Source organism: Reticulibacter mediterranei (assembly GCF_016587455.1).
Window position 1 is genome coordinate 729,189 of sequence record NZ_BNJK01000002.1, and the last position, 22,508, is coordinate 751,696.

Consider the following 22,508-nt stretch of genomic DNA (forward strand, 5'->3'; position numbering starts at 1 on the left):
GTTGCTGGCCCTTTTGCCCCTGACTTCGAGCACACCCTGAGTTAGACACGGCGGGCGCATCGGAAAAAGGCACGAATGTCCTGGGCCACTGCATCTGGTTGTTCCAGAAGATGTCTCACTTTCAATGGGATGAAAAGGATGTGCGACCACTGATGCGGGTGATGATTCCCCAGAAGGCAACCAGCGACCAGCCGCCTTCCAGCAATAAAAAGCCCCACTGTAGTTGCAGGGCCGCCAGAACCGCAAGGATACCGGAACCAATGACGTTGAGAAGCAGGTAGAGATAGGAATGCTGGCTGAGGATGCGGAATTGTGAGAGGGCAAACCCGCCCAGGACCATAAGTGCGCCAACAGTTTGTAGAATTTCGCCCATATGCATACGATGAAGAACCTCCTTGAGATCGCTCATAACACTATTTCTGTGCGTCGTCTTTGCATACCGGGTACGGCGCACATCTCGTCCGGGCGAATCGTGAGGAGTCGCTTTACTTAGTAAATCATATGGGCGCTGCTTTAGGTCTTATCGAGGCGCGTCCATATTTCTTCTACAAAGCACTCGATCAAGCACGCGTTCGAGCGTTGCGTATGGGTTATCGACGTTGCCAGTCTCGCGCCAGGCCACAAAGCCATCGGGCCGTATCAGCACTGCCCCCTCGGTTCCCACGCCGAAGGATTCGTACCATAGCCCACTGACATCTTCCAGGCCGTTCTCTCCCAGTGAATCTACAAGCAGACGAAAGCTGAGTCGTTGTGCCGCCTCGCGCCAGGCCGCGCCATCCTCGCCGATGAGCAACGTCCAGAATCCGCGATAGAGATCAATGGTCGGGATCGGCCAGCCATCGCGTTCCAGCATGACGTGGGGCGCGTGCGTGCCGGGTTCTCCATGCTGAGTTGTGGGATGCTGTGTCAGTGGAGCCTCATCTGCGCCAGGTTCGAGCATGATGGCTGCACTGCGATAACGATAGCCGAAGATCAATGAATCGCTATCGATCAGCGTGCTTTCAGCGGTTCCAGTGCGATAGAAATGACGTTGGAGTGTCTGTTGGACGGTGAGCGTGCCTATTGGTTTGCGCTCGTCTTCGTAAGTATCGAGCAGCGCCGGACCAGCGTTGCCATGCAGCACCAGATTCAGCTTCCAGGCCAGATTAAAGGCGTCCTGAATGGCCGTACCGGCACCCAGGCCACCAGCCGGGAGTACAGCATGCGCTGAATCTCCGGCCAGAAAGACACGTTTACTGCGATAGCGTTCTGCATAGCGTGCCGCCTGTTCCCAGACGCCTACTTTCACTGAGTCCCAGGGATAGGCGGGCAGGATCTTCACTGCTAGATCGGGGATGCCCACCGCAATGCGAATAAGCTCGATGCAGCGCTCGTCGGTCATGTCCTCGCGCCTCTCGCCGCGCTCTGGGTGGACCGGGAAGCCAAAGCTCCATTTGCGCTCGTTATCAAGCGGCATCAGGCCAGCCTGTCCATCGGGTAAGGCTGAATTGCTGATAAAGTAGAGATAGACGCGCCTCCTGCGTAGCGCCGCACTGAGATCGGCCTCGAACGCAACATCGGTAGTATAAGAGATCGTGCCTGGCCCCTGTGTCTGAATGCCGAGTGCCTCGCGAATGCTGCTGTGATTGCCATCGGCGGCGATCAGATAGAGCGAGCGTATGCGGAACGTTTGCCCGGTTGTACGCTGACGAATCAAAGATGTTACCATCTCCTCGTCCTGCTCAAACGAGAGCAGCTCAGTATTGAAACGAACCGTGCCCCCCAGCTCCTTGATCTGGTCCACCAGGATTGGTTCGAGCTGATCCTGACCAATTACGCAACCCTCGATAGGAGTGATGGTCGATAGATCAGCGCTCAACCCCTCGCTCAAGTGGGCCAGTTCGTGACCCATCAGCGATTCGACCCGCACCATGCCGCTGTTAGCCGCCGTTGGGGATTGGGCCTCGCGAATAATCTCCTCTAATCCGACAGCGCGGAATAGCTCCATTGTGCGTGCATTATGTCCACGTGCGCGCGGCAGGCGAGCCGGCTCCGGGTGTTTCTCCACTACCATTGAGCGAATGCCATACCAACTAAGAAAGAGCGACATAGACAGTCCAGCAAGCCCTCCACCGACGATCAGTACTGGCACATTGAACAGAGAGAGCGTTTCTGTTTCACTCGTTTCCATGTTTTCCCCTTTCATTAATGCAAGTCACTTGCAATAGTGACACTTTACCATGCTCATCTTGAAAATGCAAGTGACTTGCGTTAAGATAAGAGAAAGCGTTGAAAGGAAGAGATAGATATGGAAGGTGAGGCAAGTCCGAAGCGGCGGCCCGGTGGTAGGAGCATGCGCATTCGCAACGCCGTGATGGATGCCGTGATGAAGATGTTGGAGGAGCGTGGAATTGAGGGCTTCAACGTCGCGGAGATTGCGGCGAGCGTTGGCGTGCCCGAATCGACTATTTATCGCCGCTGGGGGAATCGCGACGGCCTCCTCATCGATACGGTCATGACGCGCATGGGCGAGACTATTCCTCTACCCGATACTGGTAATTTTCGCTCCGATCTGCACGCCTTTTTGCAACAAAGTGCCGCATTTCTGCAATCACCAGTCGGGCGACTGCTGGCGCGGCCCATGTTTTCGTCGTTGAGCCACGCCGACGCGCTGGCTCGTCAGACCTATTGGACGGCGCGCTTCAAGCATACTGGCATCATGATACAGCGTGCCATCGAGCGCGGGGAGGTTGCGCCGGAAACCTCGCCAGAAGTCATCATGACCGTGCTGACCGGTGCGTTCTATGTGCGTATTCTGGTTTTAAACGCTCCCTTAGATCAGCCGTTTCTGGATCAGGTTGAGCAAATAGTGCTGAAGGGAGTTGAGAAGCGCGATCGCTCCTCTTCTCTCTCTTCATTGCCCGGTTGAATTGAGCCATCACGCCGCCCGCAATTGGAGTAATAGCCGCTAGATCAGCGCTCAGCTCCTCGTTCAGCTATTCAACCCGCGCCTTCACCCTCATCCGCGTCTTCAGAAGAACGATATAGCCTCTCAGCTCTTTCCGTGAACTTCTCCAAAGCCCTGCCTTGCAGCGATCGGCTCACTCTACTCACAACCCCACTCATTTGCAGTGCTTCCCCCAAATCCCTACTTGCCTGCATTGCACTATCCCAATCATCGTCATTCTCGCTTTGCATTGCTCTCTCCAAAACTGCCGTCACCTGCTTTTCCAATTCTAGCTCCAATGCCGCGTTTGCCTCTAGCTTCAGCTGCTCCTCTTTAGCAGAATAATTGTCGTACAAATCCTTTACCATCTTCCCATGTTCATCCAGCTTTTGCCGATCTTCACCTGTTAGAAACTTCTTCTGTTGATTATTCTCTTGTTGCATCAGATCATATAATTTTTGCATATCACTATCCAACACTTTATTTTCCCACCGGTTCTTTAATTCTTCAATTTCCTTATATTGCAACCATCCTGTTTCCTGATACCACTGCTGCATTCCGTGCTGAACTGCCCTCGCGACCTCTAAGCGTAGCCTCGTTTCCGCACCTTCAGGAGTTTTCTCATAGTGCAGATTCGCTTCTCCCATATGCTTCAGCTTCCCCTGTGCCCTATTATACCCATATTGATATTTTCGCACCCCTTGCCAATACATGGCGCTTGCTTTCTTCCCTTCACCTCTATCATATTCCAGCTTTGCTATATCTGGGCGCACATCTTCATGCTCTTCTCTATATTGCTGCAATCCTTGCTGATACCTTTCTTCCACCTCTTTTCCTTCAGAAGTTGCATCGTATTTCTCTTTCGCTTTCTGCTCAGTCAACTCCTGACTATGATATCGCCGCAAGCCTTTATTATACACATCCTTCGCAGCTTGAAAGGCCCCTAACACTCGCTCCCCCACCTCAGCCTTCTCAAAAAAGTCCTTCACCGCTTGCCGAAGCTCCTGTTCCTGCGCAGCCCGCTCCCGAGCCTCCGCCGAGCCACCAGGAGCAGTATCTCCACTTTCAGAACCTAGACTGAGCCTTCCAGTATGCTCTATAAAGTCTGAAACATGTCCTGGTGGCTGTGTACCGGAAGCAGTATTCTCTTGATTTCCAGTAGTTTTTTCAAATCGCGGCATAACTATTCATCTCCTTTGAGAACTTAAACGGTATTTGATCTCCATTCATGATAGTACTGAAGGGAGTCGAGAAGGGCGATCACTCCTCTTCTCCCTCTTCGTTGCCCGGTTGAACCGAGCCATCGGGCAACGTGGTCCCGTTGAGCGAACCGGCCCGGCCCAACTGCTCAATGCTCATCCCGCGTACTCCCGCCAGATTCGCGTCGGAGAGATTCGCGTTGTCGATCTTCACGTTCGCCATATCAGCCCCGCTCAGATTCGCCCCGGAGAGGTCGGCATTGCTCAGATCGAGATTGTTCAGCGTAGCAAAGCGCAGGTTGACATTGCGCAGATCCGCGCCGCTGAAATTGGCTCCCGTCATGTCGCTATCGCGCAGGTCCAACCCTGCAAACTGCCCACCTCGCAGATCTATCCCGCGCATATTAATCACGTGCCGCTCATCCTCGATCAGTTTTGTATTGTACAAATAGAGCAAGAGCCGCGCTTTGTGCTTGCCATCTAACTGCTGCAATACAGTCCGGGTACGCATATCGGCGACGAGCTTTACAGTATCCGTCGCCTTAGAGCGCAACAAATGATCGTGGAGCAGCAAATCAGTCATATCATTTTGATAATCCAGCAACAACTTATCCTGCTGTTGCTCACTGACAAGCTGGTTGCTCGCCTGCTGCTGGCTGCTCAGGTTGTCCCGGTGCTGGCGCTGCTCGACGTTGAGCCAGGTTCCGCAACCGAGCAGAAACAGACAAAAGAGCAGCAGCGGCCAGTTGCCACGCAAAAGCACAGCGGGTCGTCCCTGCCAGAGCCAGTTGTGGCGCGGCTCCGTGCGTTCTTCCTGTACAGCTTGCGTGACCGTCTTTTCCATCATTGCCGTACGCAACATAGCCGTTGAGACCAGCAGCATAACGACCGCCCAGCCAAGCAGGATCACGAAATTGGCCCAGACCGGTTCCGGCGTCACCTGTAACTCATGAAATGCCTGTTCGAGAATGCCAACGGAATAATAGACGGGTGAGATATGCGCGATGGCCCAGATCAGGTTGCCGTCGAAGCGCTGCGGTTCCAGCGAGTTGCTGCACAGGTAGAGCGGCAGGGCTAGTCCGAAGACCAGCGAAGCCACCGGCATGGTACGCTTCAATACCGCTCCCAGCGCGACTCCAATGCAACTGAAGATCACGATGCTCAAGAGAATCACGCCGATCATTTCCAGCGGATGCAGCGGCATGATCTGGTAGCCGAAGACGGCAATTGCCACCGGCAGGATCATTGCCAGCGTCGAGATGACATTGGTTGCCAGCACGCGCCCCAGGATCGAGAACATTGGGTGAACCGGCGCAATCGCCAGCAGCCGCACCGTCCCGCCTTCAAACTCGCGCGCCACCGCCATTGCACTGAGCATGCACGCAATTACAAAGGCATCCAGAGCGAGACCGCTTACCACGAGATAGGGAATGAAGCCCGTGTCGTGGTCGATCAGATCGATCTCCTGTGGGTGGACGCGAATATTGTTGAGATGTAAATGGTTGCCAAAGGAGACAATCGCCGAGGGCAGTGCTCGCTTGATATCTTCGGTCATATCGGTATTGACGTTATCGACTGAAACAGTGAGCGTCGCCTCTTTGCCCTGGCTGATGGCGTTGGAGAAGTCTTTGGGAATGATGATGATGGCGACCAGATCGCCCCGGTTCAGAGCTGCCTGTGCCGATGCTTTATCCATGACGCGCAGATCGAAGGAATGGTGCGCGGCCTCCAACTGCGCGATAAACTCTTTCGCATATGGCCCTTGATCCTCATTGATGATGGCGGTTGGCGCGAAACTGCCAGTCATTCCAAACAGGCTGACCAGAAAGAGAAAGGTGACGGCCTGAATAATGGTCAGCGCAAGAAAGAGGCGCGACCGCAGCAGCTGCACAATCTCCGCACGAAAGCCGCCGATGAGGGCCAGCATTCCGGGCCTCACGATGGCACCTCTTCGAGCGAACGGAAGACCTCGGCCAGATCCGCGCCGCGCACGCGAAAGCCGCTGACCGTTGCGCTCTGTAGCACCATGCGCATAATCTCATCGGGTACGATCTTACCGTTGAGGAAGATGGATAAACCGCTTGGCGTTTGTGCGATGCGCAGGATGCCGTGCTGCCCCGTGAGCGCCTGCGTGATGGTCTCGCCCGTCTGCTCCTCGCACTCCACGTCAAGGCAACTGCCAGCACGTGCCACCAGCTTATCGGGCGTCTCGCAGGTCAGCAATTGGCCCGTGCGCAGCACCGCCACCGTATCGCAGAGGGCCAGCGCCTCGTCGAGATAGTTCGTCGAGACCACAACCGTTGTGCCACTTGCTTTGAGGAAGCGCAGATGCGACCAGATGGCGTGGCGTGCCTCCACATCGACGCCCAGCGTTGGCTCGTCGATAATCAGGAGATCGGGGGCGTGCAGCAGTGCTCGTGCAATCGCCACACGCCTGCGCAGGCCGCCGGAGAGGTTGCGCGCCCGTTCGTGCGTCCGATCTGAGAGGGAGAGCAGTTCAAGTACCTCCGCGATTCGGTCTTTCGGACGGGCAACAGTATAGAGAGAGGCAGCAAATGACAGATTTTCAAATGTGGTCAATTCGTCATAGAGCGCCGTTTCCTGAAAAACGACGCCGATCCGCTGGCGCAGTTTGTTGCTGCGCTCCGGAAGATTTTCGTTAAAGACGGTAATCGTTCCCGCCGAGGGACGGCGCAGCCCGGTAATCGAACTGAGCAGCGTCGTCTTCCCGGCCCCGTTTGGACCCAGTACACCCGTGATCGCCCCACGTTTCATTGTGAGGCTGATGCGATCCAGTATTGTTCGTGTCCCAATCTGACATGTCACCGCGTCGAAATGTACCGCGTCCGCGCCCTTAAAAGGTTGTATGCGTGTACTCATGGCATCTCCGCTACAAATACAGGACAAATTCCTGGAATACTCTCAGGATAAGTATACACCAGAAATGCAGACTGTATCACGCCGTCCGCTTTATGCGCATGCTGAACAGCAGTGCCAGCAGAGCAAGCAGGGAGCAGACAGCGCCCAACGGACCGAGCCATGCTACCGGTTGCGTGTGCAGCACGATTCCACCGAGAGCCGCGCCGCCAGCGATGCCGAGGTAGAGCATGGAGTTATTCAGCGCCAGGATCACATTAGCATGCTCCGGCGCAAGACTCAACATGCGGTGCTGCTGTGCAATGAAGAGGTTTGGACCACAGAGACCCCAGAGGAGGAGCAGCGGCAGCCCGAAGAACAACGATGTCGCAAAGGGGATGCCAAGCAGGATCATCGCCAGGACCACGAAGCCCGTAATGAGCGGGCGTGAGCTGCCAAACCGATCTGTTATCAGCCCACCAAGCCAGTTGCCCGGCACTGCGCCCAGCCCAAAGACCAGTAATGCAACGCTGATATCGGTTATATGCATATTTTGCTGAAAAATGGGCGCAAGATACGTATAGACAACGTAGATGCCCAGGTTCCAGAGCAAAGCGGGCAACAGAGCCAGCAACAGACGAGGTTCACGTATTGGAGCCAGTCGCGCCTGTAGCGATAATGTAGGGGCCGCGCTCTCACGGGGCAAACCACAGAGCAGCAACGCAATACAGGCCACGCCAGCCAGCAGCGCCACCATCCCAAACGACATGCGCCAGCCGAAATGCTCGCCCACCCAGGTTCCCAGCGGCGAACCGAGAACGGTCGAGAGCGTCAATCCACCAAGAACAAATGAGAGCGCCTGACCACGCTTCTCAGGTGCGGCCAGTGCCGTTCCGATGGTATAAGCGAGCGGCGAGTAGAGCGCAGCGAAACAGGCGGCCAGAATGCGCGTCAGCCCGAGCAGTGAGAACGATGGAGCCAGGGCTGAGCCGACATTGATCAGACAAAAGGCACCCAGGGCTATTATCAGCACGCGATGGCGCGGCCAGCGTCCTGTCAGCGCCGCCAGAACGGGCGCGCCAAGCCCATAGGTCAGCGAGAAGACCGTGACCAGTTGTCCCGCCAGCCCCTCTGTTACCTGCATATCGCGTGCAATGACGGGCAACACGCCAGCGATGACAAACGCATCCGTTCCTAGCGCGAACATACCGAGGGCCAGCAAGAGAATACGAGGATCGATATTTTGTGTGGGCGTTTTTGTAGTTGCATCAGTGAGTGTTTTAGACATAAGTGAAGAGATCCTTTACAAACCATGAATCGATCATTTTTCTGCACAACAATGGTTGCAAAGGGAGTATACAAAAAGATGCGGCCCGCTCCATCGGCAATCGTATCTATTTTTCTTGAGGAGAGAAAACGTGGGATATCTAGGTAATAATTGTGCATCCGGTAATTGAAGGGGAATGGTGAGAAGACAGAGAATGTTGGGTCTCCCATAGCGAACCCTCTCCCCGGCGCATTTGCCGGATGCACCAATTATCTCGTGACTACGAAGTGGGAGGGTTGCTCCAATAATGGATGGCGGCGAAGCGGGAGGTGACGCCGATTTTGCGATAAATAGTGCGCAGATGGGCGTGTACGGTGCGCGGGCTGATGACCAGGGCTTCGGCGATCTGGGCGTCGGTGCGGCCTTGCGCTACCAGAGCAAGCACCTCGCTTTCACGGTCGGTCAAATTGGATTTTCTGGTCGGCTGCACGATAATGTGATTGGTCGGTTGATCGGCGAGAATCCGTTCGGGCGTCATGGTTCGGCCCTCTTCCCACGCGGTAGCAAAGGCTTGCGTTCCCAGTTGAGCGCGAACTTCGGCAAGCATATGCTCGTATTCCGTATCGGTAATGCGTTCTATCGACAACGAGAAGGGCAGTGGCTTGGCAGGGTCAATCCGGTCCAGCATGTCCTGCGCAGCACCCCATAAGCGCGCACAGCCTTGCAGATTTCCCTGTCGGGCCAATAGGACGCCCCAGTCTTGCAGACTGGCAGCGGCACCGGTAGCGTCGCCCACTTCACGAAACAGGCACAGGCTCTCCTCATAGCGGCTCCTGGCCCCCTCGATATCGCCCTGTACAGCGGCGGCGCGTGCTACATGCGCGAGTGCGTAGGCAACGCGGCGTTGTACACCCAGCGTTCGCGTGCAAACGAGCGCCTCCTCCAGCAGTGTGCGCGCTTGCGTTGCATCGTTTTGAGCGAGTGTTAATAGCCCCAGGAGATCAAGCGCGTAGGCCGTGTGCAGGAGATCTTTCACCTCACGAGATAGCGCGAGACTCTCCTCAATATATGCTCTAGCCCCTTCGACATCGTCCTGCATCAGGCGAGTATGGCCCAGTCCACGCAGCGCCCTGGCAAGGTGCTTTTTATTGTTGATCGCTTTGGATAGTACGAGGCTATGCTCAAAGCAGGTCTGCGCGGTGTTGAAGTCGCCTTGATTGAGAGCCATATTTCCCCGCGTCGTATACACAAGCTCCTGTGCTACCCTATCATTCGCGCTAACGGCGAGGGCATAGCTTGCATCGAGCAGGGAACGCGCCGTCTCGCTGTCGTTGCGCATGGTCAGGGCCAGCGAGCCGAGCCAATGGAGCGTTGCGGCCTGACCACGCGGCTCCCCTAGCTCCTCATATAGTTTCAGGCTCTCTCGATAGTGTTGCTCGGCTCTTATGCCATCGTCCTGCACAAAGGCCAGCCAGCCGGCGGCTCGCAGTGCAAGCGCTCTGATCGCCGGGGCAACGTCTGCGCCATCTGCCAGCGCTTGCTCGACCCAGTGGCGCTCTGCACTGATATACCAGCGCACCAGCCAGAACTGAGATAAGGCACCGATTAACCGTAACGCCATTTCCATAGCGCCACCACGCTCCACAAGCCATCTCAGCACGGCCCGTAAATTCTCGCGCTCTCCTTCCAGACGATCAAATGCGCGCTCCTGCTCGCTCCCATACGCAAGGTTAGCGGCCTCCTCCACAAGTTGCACGTAATACTCCGCCTGCCTGTTCATGACCTCTTCCCATTCATCACAGGCCAGCAGCAGCTCCCGCCCGTACTCGCGAATCGTAGCAAGCATCAGCAGTTGCCGCTCGCCTTGTTCTTCTTGATAGAGCAGATGTTTATTGAGCAGCGAGGAGACGCCCTCCACGACGAAGCTGACCTCCCCATCGAGCATGCCATAGATGGCTTCCAACGTCGAGAGCGTACAACCGCAGGCGAAGGAGGTGATGATGCGAAAGAGCCGCTGCTCGTCGGCGGAGAGCAGGTCGTAGCTCCATTGGATCGTCGTCCGCAGCGCCTGCTGACGAGGCGGTAGATCGCGTGGTCCATCGGTTAATAGAGGGAGGCGACGGGTCAGCCGCTCCAATAGTTCCTGCGGGGAGAGCAGCCGGATCCGGGCCGCTGCCAGTTCCAGGGCGAGAGGGAGTCCATCGAGGCGACGGCAAATTTCGGCGACGATGGGGGCGTTTTCCGCGCTCAATTGAAAGGCTGGATAAGCCTCTTGCGCCCGCTCAACAAACAGAGCAACAGAGCTATACTGTGCAACGGTTTCGTCAGCAAGCAGCTGGACATCGGGCAGCGGGAGCGGCGAAAGCGAGAGGATACGTTCCCCCCGCACATGCAGCGTCTCGCGGCTTGTTACCACGATTTTGAGCAATGGGCAGGTCGTCAGTAGATCCACCACTAGAGGGGCCGCACTTATCACCTGCTCAAAACAATCGAGCAGGAGCAATATCTGCTTTTCCTGGAGAAATGATTTCACATGCTCCAATGGAGAAAACGAGCCACCTCCTTGTAGACGGAGTGCTTGAGCAATGGAGGGAAGGACGAAGGCGGCATCATGGATGGAGGCAAATGAGATAAAATGCACGCCATCGGCGAAATTCTGGCGAACCTGGTGCGCCAGCGTGACCGCCAGCCGCGTCTTGCCTACGCCGCCGGGTCCGCTCAATGTGAGCAGGCGAACCTCGTTTTGCTGTAGCAGGCGCAATCCTTCCGTAACCTCCCGCTCCCTGCCAATCAGCGTGGTTAGTGGGATCGGTAGCCTGGTATCCGGTCTATTCTCAACATTTTGCGACACTGCTCTCTCCCAGTTATTGTGGGCATTCTCCCCAACAAATTTGCCTGATGTTCCAATTATCCACAATTTGCTCGCTCAGCGCAAGTGATGCTCTCTTTATGCAGGGCTTTCCAATTCTCCCATCTAGCAGGAGTGCAGAGGGCGGCAGCCCTTTGCCGGGGTGCGGGGTGTCCCCGCAAAAAACTTTTTTCTTCTCTTTTGCGCGCCGCCTGCGGCGACGCGCGAAGGAGGGAAGGAAACTGGGGACGCCCCAGGCCCCGGCAGGGAGACCCCTGCACCCCTTTGAGCGGAGAACTGGAAAGCCCTGTCTCTTTATGTAGAATCTATATTATAAGGTTCAAGGGTCGATCCTGTCCTCCATTGTCTGTATACTCTATGCGCTAGACATACGTTTATAACAAGACGGAGAAGCTTCAAGATATCACTATAGAGAGACAGGGAGCAAACGTTATGAGCATTCAACCATTTACTATTGATGTACCACAGGCGACGTTGGACGATCTACACGAACGTCTGATCCGTACGCGCTGGCCCGACGAGATAGAGGGAGCAGGTTGGGAGTATGGCACGAACTTCGCGTATCTCAAAAGTCTGGTGCAGTACTGGCTGCATGGTTTCAACTGGCGAGAACAAGAGGCAAAGCTGAATCGGTTCGCTCACTTTCGCGCGCAGATCGGGAACATGGGTATCCACTTTGTGCATGAGCGCGGCAAGGGGCCGCATCCATTGCCGCTGATTATCACGCATGGCTGGCCCGGCTCGTTCTTTGAGCTGCTCAAGCTGGTTCCTCTGCTGACCGATCCGGCGAGCTATGGTGGCGATCCGGCCGATGCGTTTGATGTGATCGTGCCATCGCTGCCCGGCTTCGGCTTCTCGGATCAACCACGCGAGCGCGGCTGGACGCTGGCACAAACTGCTGAGTTATGGATGCACTTGATGAAAGAGGAACTCGGCTACCAGCGTTTCGCCGCCGCTGGGGGAGACTTTGGCAGCGGCGTTACCCGCATGCTGGCGCTCCGACATCCTGAGCTAGTTGTTGGCATCCATCTCACTTTTCTAAGCTTCCCGACCCTGATTGCGGACATGCCCGATCTTTCGCCTGCCGAGCAGCGGTATCTCGAAGCGGTCCAACAATGGATGAGCCGGGAGGGTGGCTATGCGATGATTCAATCGACGAAACCGCAAACCCTCGCCTATGGTCTGAACGATTCGCCCGTTGGTCTCGCAGGCTGGATCATAGAAAAGTTTCAGTCATTGAGCGACTGCGGCGGCGAGATCGAGCGCAGCTTCAGCAAAGACGAACTGCTCACAAACATTATGATCTATTGGGTCACGCAGAGCATCAATGCTTCGATTCGCACCTATTATGAGAATGTTCGACTTCAGCCACCATTACGGGCCGGACAACGCATCGAGGTGCCGGCTGGCGTCGCACTCTTCCCCGGTGAGGCAAATCGGCCCCCACGCGAATGGGGTGAGCGTACCCTGCATATCGAGCGCTGGTCGGAGATGCCGCGCGGCGGCCACTTTGCGGGCCTCGAAGCGCCAGATCTACTGGCCGACGAGTTGCGAACCTTTTTCCGTCCTCTGCGCTCAGCTCTCCCATGACCGCGCTTGCGACGACCTCTTCGCTGTCATATCATGTATGTATTGACATTCACTTATAGAAGAGGTAGTAGTATGCGCACAATCGCGATTGAAGAGCATTTTCTGGCTGACGGATACAGGGAGGCGATGGATCGAGCGGCCTCTGGAGGGGGAGGAGGCATGAATACAGGCTCTATTACGTCGGTGCAGGCAAAGTTGCGCGATCTTGGCGAACAGCGTTTGCGCGATATGGATGCAGGCGGGATCGATCTTCAGGTAATCTCGCAAACGACGCTCAACGTGCAATCGCTCGCTCCGGGCGAAGATGTGCCACTGGCGCAAGCTGCCAACGATCAATTAGCCGCCGCCATCGCAGCTCATCCCACGCGCTTTGCTGGCTTTGCGACCTTGCCCATGACGAACCCGAGTGCCGCCGTCGCTGAACTGAGGCGCGCAATACGTTTGCCGGGCTTTAGGGGAGCGATGGTCAACAATACAACCGGCGGGCGTTTTCTGGATGACCCCACCTTCCTGCCCGTTTTAGAGGAGATTGTCGCGCTCGATGTTCCTCTTTATATCCATCCTGCCGAGCCGCCAGCCGCCGTGCGCGAAGCCTATTTTTCGGGCCTCAATCCCGCGCTTGCTACGGCGCTGGCAACCGGCGGCTGGGGCTGGCACCAGGAGGTCGGTCTGCATGCCCTGCGCCTGATTGCAAGCGGCATCTTTGATCGCCTGCCAACCTTGCAGATCGTTATCGGGCATATGGGTGAGATGCTCCCCTTTATGCTTGCTCGCTCCACCGGTGTTTTAGCTCAGCACACCAGACATCTCAAGCACACGCTGCCGGAATATATCACACAAAACTTTCACATCACTACCAGCGCCTTTTTCACTGAACCACCGTTCTTGCAGGCACTACAATTAATCGGGGCAGATCGTCTTATTTTCTCGGTCGATTACCCCTACAGCAGCAACGAGCAGGGGCGCACCTTTCTGGACAGCCTCGCTATCAATCCGACAGATAAAGAGAAGATCTGCCATCTCAACGCCGAGCGGTTGCTGAAATTGGGATAATTGGCGCATCTCCTTTGCCGGACGTACCAATAATATCGTTTATGGCTGGCTTGTCGCGATTCGTGTTGCTTGTTCTGCCAACCTCAAAAGCGCATCGCGCAATTCTTGCGGCTGGTGTACGATGAACGGCAGGCCACGACCCATCAGATAGGCGGCCATGCCGTCCAGGTCTTCGTACTCAGTGCGGTATAGCACCCCTGTTGGCGTGGCGGTAAGGATACCATAGGCGGACGAGATCTTCTGTTGCATCGTGTAGAGCGGCGCGTGAAACTCGACCTCAATCTGCCAGCGTTTCGCCTGCTTGCCGTATTGCCTCATCACATGAGCACGGCAATCGAAGTTTGGCACGCGCTCGAATGCCTCTTCTAGCAGTTCTGTTCGCTCGATGCGATCCAGACGAAACGTGCGGTAATCCTGGCGCAGGCAGCAGTAGCCGACCAGATACCAGTGGCCGTCCCAGCCGATGATGCCGTATGGTTCAACTGTGCGATGCGTCACCTCGTCGCGGTGCGAATGGTAATCGATGGCGAGCCGCTGCTGCCGCCCGATTGCTTCGCTGAGTGTGAGGACGAGCGAGACATCGGGCCGCGAGTCCTGTTGTGGCGAAAAGAAGAAGAGATGAGAAGACATGGCATTCAGGCGTTCCCGCGCACGAAATGGTAGAACGCGCGAAAGCTTCGCCAGCGCACCCTCAACCGCGACCGATGATTGCCCGATCTCCAGCCAGGAAGTTCCCAGCAGACCCAGCATAATGGCGGTCGCTTCCTCTTCTGTAAAAATCAGCGGGGGCAGCTTGAAGCCGGGCCGCAGTCGATAGCCGCCGTGTCGCCCAATATTGGCTTCAATCGGAATGCCCACATCCTGAAGGTGCGTGATGTAGCGGCGAATCGTGCGTACATCCATCTCCAGGCGCTCGGCCAGCTCTGGCCCCGTAATCGATGGCCGGGATTGTAGTAGCTCAAGCACCGCAAGCACCCGGCTGGTTGGATGATACATGTTTCCCTCTCGTGTAGATGAGTTTGAAATAAAGAAGGACCGGACCAGCCCTCCTTCAATCATAGTTCAGCCACGTCACAAGGTCAAGCCACTTCCTCAACAAATCAGGGCTTTCCAGTTCTCCGCTCAAAGGGGTGCAGGGGCTCCCTGCTGGGGTCTGGGATGTCTTACAAGTAGAGGTTTTTTGGCACTCCCCGATGCGAGCGGGGTTGCAAGGGGTGGCAGCCCCTTGCCGGGGTTCGGGGTGTCCCCGAAACACTCCTTGTTCTTCTTTTGCTCACCGCCGCAGGCGGCGAGCAGGGAAGAGAGAAGCGTTGGGGACACCCCAAACCCCGGCAGGAGGCTCCGCCCCCTGCACCCCAAAAACCCTCTACTTGTAAGTCAGCCCGCACCCCGGCAAAGGGCTACCGCCCTCTGCACTCCTGCTGGATGGGAGAATTGGAAAGCCCTGCTCAATAAATATATTGGTGATTGTGGCTATTGATTTCAAGAAAATTATTGCATATAATCTAGATATCGTAAATAAAATAGCATTTTTGCTAAGGAAAACAAATTATATGACGCTTGACGATATAGATTGGAAAATTCTGGATCTGCTCTGCGAGGATGGGCGGCTCTCACACACAGCAATTGGCAAGAAAATTGACCTGACCGGGCCTGCCATCTATGCTCGCATCCAACGCCTGGAACGCGAGGGGTTTATTGAGGGCTATACCGCGCGGGTGAATGCAGACAGGATGGGGCGCGGTCTGGCGGCGTTTGTGCGTGTGGTGATTCAAGAGTCGGTCGAGGCGGTGCAGCGCTTTGAGGAATTTGTCTTGCAGGAGCCGCAAATTCTGGAATGTCACGATGTCAGCGGCGAGGATAGCTATATTTTGAAGGTGCGCACCGCTTCGCCACAAACCCTGCGCGCACTGCTGGCACAGATGCGCTGCCTGCCCGGTGTCACGCACTCCGTCACTTCTATTGCGCTTGCTACCATCAAAGAAGAGTCGCTGCGAGGGCCGCGAACGGCTGTAACGCAGGAAGTCGATGGTGCTGGAAAGAGTATTTTACCGTGAAAACCCGTTCTTCATCAGCCTGGTTCTGGCTGATCCTGGCAAACGTTCTGTGGGCGACCAGCTATGCCGCCGCTAAATTCGCGCTGCGCGATCTCTCGGTGACGATGATGCTGGCGCTGCGGCTCGGTCTCTCGGCGCTACTGTTGCTGCCGTTTCTGCTCTGGCACTATCGCACTGTGCGGCCCACGCGTAAAGATCTGCTGCAACTGGCGCTGCTCTCGCTCGTTAGCTTTGTCATCAATAAACTGTTGGAATTTGGTGGGCTGGCGCTCTCGACGGCCTCTGATGTGGCGCTGCTCATCAGTGCCGAAGCAGTGTTTACAGCGGCGCTCTCCTGGCTCTGGTTGCGCGAACCGATCCGGCGTGGCACCATTTTTGCCCTGTTGCTGGGCTTCTGTGGCGTCTATCTGGTCGTCGGCCAGGGCATTTTGCCAACATTTACGGCTGCCAATGGAGGTTTCGGTCGTATTATCGGCGATCTGCTGGTCGTGCTTGGGTTGCTCTGCGAGGCGACGGCGACTGTGGGCGGTAAATCGATGCTCATCAAACATTCACCACTGGTGGTGACGGCTGCGACTATCGTTGGTAGCATGTTTGTCTGGGGGCCGGTCGCTGGCTGGGAGATTATGCACAGCGGTTGGCCTCAACTCGATCTGTCGTCCTGGTTTGCTGTTGTCTGGCTTGCTGTCATCACAACGGTTATTGCTTATTTCGCCTGGTTCTATGGTCTGAGCAAAATGGCCAGCTCGATTGCCGCCTCCACGCTGTTTATTCAGCCCCTCCTGGGTACGCTGCTGGCGATTCTGCTGCTGGGCGAACATCTCACGCTCTTTACGGTTGCCGGTGGCCTGCTGATCATCCTCAGCGTCTCCGTACTCTCCAGGCAGGCGTGAGCGGCGTACAAGCATCTTCTCTCTCGTACAGTGTCACATGTCACCCAAAAGTATATGTTCTGGGTGACATGTGACATTTTTGTGCTGGTTGCGATTTACCTCTGAGATCTCAAAAACAACCTCTATAGAGGATGAAACAATGTTGAAAAATGGTTCGTTTTTAGAGCCGCAAACTGCGAATTGTATGTAAAACGGGAGGATTGATGCAGCAGCAAGAACCGGCTATGCTCACAGACCTCTCCTGTGACGCACTCTATCAGCACTATGCAGCAGGCATTTTTGCCTATTTCTATAAACAGACGGCATCGCGGGATGATGCGGAAGATTTACTTCTGGATGTATTTCTCGCTGCAATGGAGCGAAACAATCTGGAAAGTTTGAAAGAGGCAGAGCAAAAAGCATGGCTATGGAGCGTGGCACGCAATAAAGCGGCGGATTATTATCGTCGGAAAACCCGGCATCCGGGTGTGAAATTAAAACAGGTTGAAGAGACGCTTTACGTTGATGAGGCTCAGGAGCCGGAGCAGATTACATTACGGCGTGAGGAGTACGCCGACTTGCGGGCAACTGTGGCACAGCTTACTGAACTACAACGGGATGTGTTACAACTCCGTTTCGCCTATGGGTTCAGTTGTGCCGAAATTGCAAACGTTCTTGAGAAAAAAGAAGGGGCGGTGCGCATGATACTCTCGCGCACGCTCAAGTTCTTGCGCACCATCTATAACAGGCGGCGTTAGAAAAGGAGGAGTATCTTGTACGACGACAAATTTTCACCCGAACAGATTGAGTGCTTACCAGATGCCCTCTCCGGCAACGATGCGCGCCTGGTACACGAACTACAAACGCTCTATCAACCGTTAACTGTCGATCATGCACGCTCATTGGAGCGCGTACGAGCACGCCTGGTGCAGCGGGAAGCACTCAAACGCAATCAACGGATAATGCAAGAGATACATACGAAAAGAAAAATAATAGCAATGAAGGACAGAAACGTCATGGAAGATAGAAACATCTCATTGGGGATGAATTCCTCCGTACCGCTTTCACAAACAAAAAAACGTGGTTCAATCGTGCGCATTGTTGGCATCAGTCTGGTTGCGGCGATTGCCGTTATCACGATTTTGAGCTTTACTGTCTTCTCAGGTGTGCTGCGACCCGCACCGCAGACAGGGGGCAATAGTAGATCCACCATCACAGGCGCACAGCAGGTGAAAGCGATCAGCAGTGCCAAACTGGTATGTAGCATTGGGGTCGATGACCGCGCGCAGCCTCCATTTGAAAGTTCGCGAGTCCTGGTGGATTGGCCTGTCCAGGGAAACGCCGTTGCGCACTCCAATGGAGGGTCTATGATTTTTTCCGCAAAGGATTGCGGTGGGAAAAAAACACTTGCACACGAGAATTATCAAGCTGCCGGATCGCCCGATGGCAAGAAAATAGCGACGGCCAGCTATAACGCCAATACATTGGATATAGAAGATAGCAATGGCGACACGATTAAAAGTATCACTTTTGCGCAATTAGGAGTACACGTACTTCCTGAGATGGTCTGGTCATCTGATAGCACAAAGATCATTTTTATTGCTGAGGGAGCAAATTATGCTTCGGTCATCAAAAGCGTTGATGCCAACGGTGGAAATCTCAAGACCCTGATTACCGTCGATGGCAACAAGGGAGCCAGAGGCTTTCTCGAACTTTCACCCGGCGGTAAGTATGCATTTATGTCTGACTTCGATTTTACTGCAAAGCAAAAGATATATAGCATCTGGGATGTCAGCACCGGGAAGAAAATGAGCGATATTACCTCTGGCATTGAGAAGAATGGATTTCTCGGCCTGGGATTTTCACCTGATAGCTCTCTGCTTGCCGTGAGCGGAGATAATCAGATCAACATCTTTAGTGCTGCCAATGGCAAGATTGTGAACACGTTGGATTATAAGAAGGCGGAAGACGTGGCCTGGTCGCCTGATGGCAAATACCTTGCGGTATGTAGCACCTCGATCAGCATCTATGATGTCAAGGCACTGCAGGCCGTCACGACCTTTGGTAAAGTCGCTGATCCTGCAAAGCAGAAGGTGAGCGATCTGGCCTGGTCGCCTGATGGCACAGGGCTGGTTTCTTCGCTGGAGCAGCCAGATGAAGGGAAGCCAACACCTGTCTATGTCTGGGCGCTGAGCTAAGCAACCCTAACAAACAATCCCCTCCTCCGACAAAGGGCGGCCACATGAGGTGTGGTCGCCCTTTTATTTGTTATGACGTCGATAAAAACTCTCTACTGCTCTTAATACGTATTTGCATTGAATAATATAAATATGATTGCTACTACGGTAAAGATAGTATGAAATACTAAATATCTTGTATGATTTCTGTTTAAACCTAAGAATTCTCTTTTTTCAATATTGCATTTTATGATACATTGTGCTATGATGGATCTATCTTGAATCGAGGATTTGGTGAAATGGTTGTAGAGCAACAGGATAAACCTTATGACAATGGTGTCAAACGTTTGCTGACATTATGCGCTCAGGACTTTCTGGACTGGCTGGCACCGGGCGCGATTTTCACCGGCAAGCGTTCTGAAACCTATCAAAGCCTTACCATGAAGCTGATATTATGCACGAAGGCATATGGTATGATAATAACGAGTTGGTTCTCGTGGAGATCCAGAGCACTCCCGATGCCAAAATAGAGCAGCGCTTGTTGGGGTACACCATTCTGGCACATCGCTACCATAAACGATTTGTGAATGCCTATGTTATCTTTCTGCGCGACGGTGGAGAGATGCTCAAGCCGCTACTAGTACGCAAGCGAGCCGATGGTCGGGATGGGCTGATCTTTCACTATGAAGTGATCATTCTGCGCAACATCCCATATCAAGATCTACTTGCGAGTGCCCGACGCGGCATCTGGCCGCTGATCGCTTTCGCCAAAGGAGGGAAGCGACCAGAAGTGGTAGATACGGTTCTGACACGATTTGCATCTGAACCCAATGAAATGACCAGAGAGCTATTGTCATTAACCGCTCTGTTTGCTTCGTTAGCGTTTACCGATCCCCAGGATCGGCGGTGGTTAGAGAGGAGATTGGCTATGTTGGAAGATATTCTGAGCGAAGCCCCTTTGTATAAGAGTCTGATAGCGCGTGGTGAGGAAGAAGGCCGCGAGAAAGAACGCGAAAAACAACTGCTTTCTTTGCGCACCACACTCATAGATCTTTTCCAGGAGAGCTTTCCGCAGCTAAGTGTATTAGCACAGGAGAAGCTGCCTGTCATAAGTGACCCGGATGTTTTGCAAAAACTCATCGTCAGGGTTGCCAGGGCACGAGATGAGAAGGATGCGAAAACATATCTTCTGGAGGCAGTACGACCAAACGGGATGTAGGGAAGGATGGGTCATGGTGGAAGTGAGCCGTTGCATCATACGGACGGCCCGCCTCCATGATGTTATACATACTCTCGAAGCTCAGTAGAATGAGGGCGTAGTGTACAATAGAAGGATGGACCTGCATTCCTGACATGCTTTTGCGAGCGCGCGACGGCTCTACTCCAGGTCTTCTGGCCGGCTCATTATCGCTGGATTCTATTGATCGAGAAAGATGTATGTAGTATGTCTGAATATCGTTTTTCATCTGCACTGGGCTACACCTTTGAACAGCTTGCCGAAATGCATAACCTCAGCTTTAGCGGCTATTTTATGCCTGCGAACATGACCCCAGCTCAGGTGGCGGATTTCTGGCGCATCAATCAGATCGACGCCACGCGTTGTGTCGTGATGCACGATGTGGACGGCGCGTTTGTCGGTATGGCTCGCATGGGTACACGCGGGGAGCGTGGCTGGTGTGGAGGTTTCGGCATCGTGCCTGCCTTTCGTGGCAGTGGGGCAAGCAGGCAGCTAGCAGAGGAGATGGTCCGTGTGGCGCGAGCGACGGGGCTGTCCCAACTCCAACTCGAAGTATTGACGCAGAATATTCGCGCACATAAGCTCTACGAACGTGTCGGTTTTGTAGTGCAACGCCGCCTCGTTGGTTTGCAGTTGGCAACCTCGGCCCTGCCCACAAGCGATTCTGTTGCGCCTGTGATCGAGCGCGTCCCTCTTGAAACGCTGCTCTCATGGTCGCGAGACAACCTTGCTCAACCGGTCTGGGGATTTGAGCTGGCGAGTTTGCTGACGATGCCGTGCGAACTGCTGGTGGCCTCCGGTCCCGATGGTGCGCAGAACGCCTTCACCGTGCAGCATTATGGCGAGAGCATTCGCGTTCAGGTCGCACGCTACCAACTGCCGCTTACCGACGATGCCTTTGCCGCCCTGTTACGCGCCCTCGCCGGAGATGCCGCCACCATTCATATCTTCAACGAACCCGAAGATAGCCCCTTCCTGGATCACTACCGACACCTGGGCTTTAGCGAATTCTTCAGCCAGTACGAGATGCTGCTGAAATTCTCAGAATAAAGATGGAAAATAGCGATGGCAGGGGAGACGGCCTGACTTCTTATCACAAGTTTAATCGACAAGATGCGAGAGAGCGCGAGAGGCTCTCGTCAATGGTTCACTTTCCCTTTCAGGATGAGCTAGAACGCTTCTAGCTCATCCTCGCGAAATGCCTTATCAGGCTGATTTGGCGTTTCGACTAGACTTGTGATAAAAAGTCAGGGAGACGGCTTGTCCTCGCCCAGGTTCACAATATATGTGATAATCGGTGCATCTGGCAAGTGAAGGGGGAATGGCTCTGGATGCAGCGATGGTGGGTTTTTTCGTAGCGACAAGGGGGGCCGGGGGTCCTGGTTGGGGCCTTGCGCTTGTCGCTCTCGCCACACCGTTGGTTTCTTTCCCGATTTCCGCGTGACCCAACCGCGACAAGCGCAAGGCCCCCACGTCCCCAAGCACCCTTCCCCTTGTCGCTACGGGTGGGGGGAACCTTCTCTCTCCCAGTCCATTTGCCGGATGCACCAGTAACGTAAAATACGAAGAAGGGCAATTTTTCTCTTCTTTCTCGAAATTGTGTAATCAAAGGACCGCTTCTGTCCTCTATCCGGGGTATAGTGGCAAGTAGAGGTGTGATTTGCTTGCACAAAGATAATGCAAGCGTATGCAGAAAGAGTGTGTAGGATGGAGATCTATCTGGAAGCGGGTCAGAAAAAGGTTGCAGGTTATTCGTTGGAGTGGCCTGGTTGGTGTCGTTTAGCCAGAAGTGGCGCGGAGGTAGTGCAAACGCTGCTTGACTATGTGCCGCGCTATCGTGTGATTGCGCAACGGGCCGGGCTGAACTTTGAGCCGGATGATTTGGTCACCATCGAGATTGCCGGCGATTCCAACACCGATTGGGGCGTGCCCGCTATCGTCGTCCCTGCCGATCTGGAGCCGATTGATGAGGAGCGAGCCAGGAAGCGTGTTGCTCTGTTGCGTGCTGCCTGGGCGGTGATGGATGAGGTTGTTGCAGCCTCGCCTGCGGAGCTGCGTAAGGGTCCACGCGGCGGCGGTCGGGATCGAGACAAGATTGCCAGCCACGTTATCGAGGCCGAACGGTCCTATGCGCGCAAAATCGGCGTGCGACACAAACCATTCTCTCATGACGATCTCTCAGCCCTTGCCGCGATGCGTGAAGAGATCGCCGACGTGCTGAGCAGGCCAACCGATGGTTCGCCGTTGGCCCCTGGTAGCTGGTCCGCCTCATATGCCATCAGACGTATCGCCTGGCACGTTACCGACCATATCTGGGAGATCGAGGATCGGCGACAATGAGCAACCGGGGCGACACCGGGCGCAATGAATTGCCACCCCTACCCATTACGCATCATTGCGCCTCT

The 22,508-nt window shown here is 54.8% G+C and carries 18 protein-coding genes and 1 riboswitch; of the genes, 10 read left to right on the forward strand and 8 right to left on the reverse strand.

All coding sequences use genetic code 11. The features are described 5' to 3' along the window. Positions 1–121 precede the first annotated feature (121 nt). Positions 122–379: a CBU_0592 family membrane protein gene (locus tag K3T83_RS41515; RefSeq protein ID WP_220209024.1), complete on the reverse strand. Its 258-nt coding sequence runs from the start codon at positions 377–379 to the stop codon at positions 122–124. 41 nt (positions 380–420) lie between these two features. Continuing rightward, a riboswitch (guanidine-III (ykkC-III) riboswitch) is annotated at positions 421–487 on the reverse strand. Between the two features lie 33 nt (positions 488–520). Then, entirely contained in the window at positions 521–2,170 is a 1,650-nt protein-coding gene (locus K3T83_RS41520) for an FAD-dependent monooxygenase (protein ID WP_220209025.1), read from the reverse strand. Positions 2,171–2,287: 117 nt separating this feature from the next. Here K3T83_RS41520 and K3T83_RS41525 point away from each other — a divergent pair, with 117 nt between their 5' ends. After that, positions 2,288–2,908 carry a TetR/AcrR family transcriptional regulator gene (locus tag K3T83_RS41525; RefSeq protein WP_220209026.1) on the forward strand — a complete coding sequence of 207 codons (621 nt, stop codon included), beginning with the start codon at positions 2,288–2,290 and terminating at the stop codon, positions 2,906–2,908. A 71-nt stretch (positions 2,909–2,979) separates the two neighbouring features. Here K3T83_RS41525 and K3T83_RS41530 read toward each other — a convergent pair whose 3' ends face one another. From K3T83_RS41530 to K3T83_RS41550, 5 genes are all read right to left on the reverse strand, one after another. Next, positions 2,980–3,915, reverse strand: coding sequence for a hypothetical protein (locus K3T83_RS41530; RefSeq protein ID WP_220209027.1), 936 nt, complete (start codon positions 3,913–3,915; stop codon positions 2,980–2,982). Between the two features lie 271 nt (positions 3,916–4,186). Then, complete coding sequence (locus K3T83_RS41535) at positions 4,187–6,064, reverse strand: ABC transporter permease (RefSeq protein WP_220209028.1); 1,878 nt, start codon at positions 6,062–6,064, stop codon at positions 4,187–4,189. Then, complete coding sequence (locus K3T83_RS41540; protein WP_220209029.1) at positions 6,061–7,005, reverse strand: ABC transporter ATP-binding protein; 945 nt, start codon at positions 7,003–7,005, stop codon at positions 6,061–6,063. The genes K3T83_RS41535 and K3T83_RS41540 overlap by 4 nt, the downstream gene beginning before the upstream one ends. 76 nt (positions 7,006–7,081) lie before the next feature. After that, on the reverse strand, positions 7,082–8,269 hold the full coding sequence (locus K3T83_RS41545) for an MFS transporter (protein ID WP_220209030.1): 1,188 nt from the start codon (positions 8,267–8,269) through the stop codon (positions 7,082–7,084). Between the two features lie 259 nt (positions 8,270–8,528). Then, positions 8,529–11,099, reverse strand: coding sequence for a tetratricopeptide repeat protein (locus tag K3T83_RS41550; protein ID WP_220209031.1), 2,571 nt, complete (start codon positions 11,097–11,099; stop codon positions 8,529–8,531). Between the two features lie 450 nt (positions 11,100–11,549). Between K3T83_RS41550 and K3T83_RS41555 the strand changes: the two genes are divergently transcribed. Further along, the gene (locus tag K3T83_RS41555) at positions 11,550–12,707 is read left to right on the forward strand and encodes an epoxide hydrolase family protein (protein WP_220209032.1); all 1,158 of its coding nucleotides are present in this window, start codon (positions 11,550–11,552) and stop codon (positions 12,705–12,707) included. Between the two features lie 72 nt (positions 12,708–12,779). Then, complete coding sequence (locus K3T83_RS41560) at positions 12,780–13,760, forward strand: amidohydrolase family protein (RefSeq protein WP_220209033.1); 981 nt, start codon at positions 12,780–12,782, stop codon at positions 13,758–13,760. Positions 13,761–13,799: 39 nt separating this feature from the next. Here the strand turns inward: K3T83_RS41560 and K3T83_RS41565 are convergent, their stop codons facing one another. Continuing rightward, positions 13,800–14,756, reverse strand: coding sequence for a helix-turn-helix transcriptional regulator (locus K3T83_RS41565; RefSeq protein WP_220209034.1), 957 nt, complete (start codon positions 14,754–14,756; stop codon positions 13,800–13,802). 557 nt (positions 14,757–15,313) lie between these two features. Here K3T83_RS41565 and K3T83_RS41570 point away from each other — a divergent pair. The 7 genes from K3T83_RS41570 to K3T83_RS41600 all read left to right on the forward strand — a co-directional run bounded on the left by K3T83_RS41570 (position 15,314) and on the right by K3T83_RS41600 (position 22,443). Further along, positions 15,314–15,817 (forward strand): Lrp/AsnC family transcriptional regulator, encoded by a 504-nt coding sequence (locus K3T83_RS41570; RefSeq protein WP_220209035.1) that lies wholly within the window; start codon positions 15,314–15,316, stop codon positions 15,815–15,817. After that, the gene (locus K3T83_RS41575; RefSeq protein ID WP_220209036.1) at positions 15,814–16,710 is read left to right on the forward strand and encodes a DMT family transporter; all 897 of its coding nucleotides are present in this window, start codon (positions 15,814–15,816) and stop codon (positions 16,708–16,710) included. The genes K3T83_RS41570 and K3T83_RS41575 overlap by 4 nt, the downstream gene beginning before the upstream one ends. A gap of 203 nt (positions 16,711–16,913) precedes the next feature. Beyond that, positions 16,914–17,447 carry an RNA polymerase sigma factor gene (locus tag K3T83_RS41580; RefSeq protein WP_236065185.1) on the forward strand — a complete coding sequence of 178 codons (534 nt, stop codon included), beginning with the start codon at positions 16,914–16,916 and terminating at the stop codon, positions 17,445–17,447. A gap of 15 nt (positions 17,448–17,462) precedes the next feature. Further along, positions 17,463–18,887, forward strand: a complete 1,425-nt coding sequence (locus K3T83_RS41585; RefSeq protein ID WP_220209037.1) for a WD40 repeat domain-containing protein — start codon at positions 17,463–17,465, stop codon at positions 18,885–18,887. A gap of 433 nt (positions 18,888–19,320) precedes the next feature. Next, a complete protein-coding gene (locus tag K3T83_RS41590) occupies positions 19,321–20,085 on the forward strand; it encodes an RpnC/YadD family protein (protein WP_220209038.1) in 765 nt (254 codons plus the stop codon). Between the two features lie 225 nt (positions 20,086–20,310). Further along, positions 20,311–21,153 carry a GNAT family N-acetyltransferase gene (locus tag K3T83_RS41595; protein ID WP_220209039.1) on the forward strand — a complete coding sequence of 281 codons (843 nt, stop codon included), beginning with the start codon at positions 20,311–20,313 and terminating at the stop codon, positions 21,151–21,153. A 657-nt stretch (positions 21,154–21,810) separates the two neighbouring features. Beyond that, positions 21,811–22,443, forward strand: coding sequence for a hypothetical protein (locus tag K3T83_RS41600; protein ID WP_220209040.1), 633 nt, complete (start codon positions 21,811–21,813; stop codon positions 22,441–22,443). Positions 22,444–22,508: the final 65 nt, after the last annotated feature.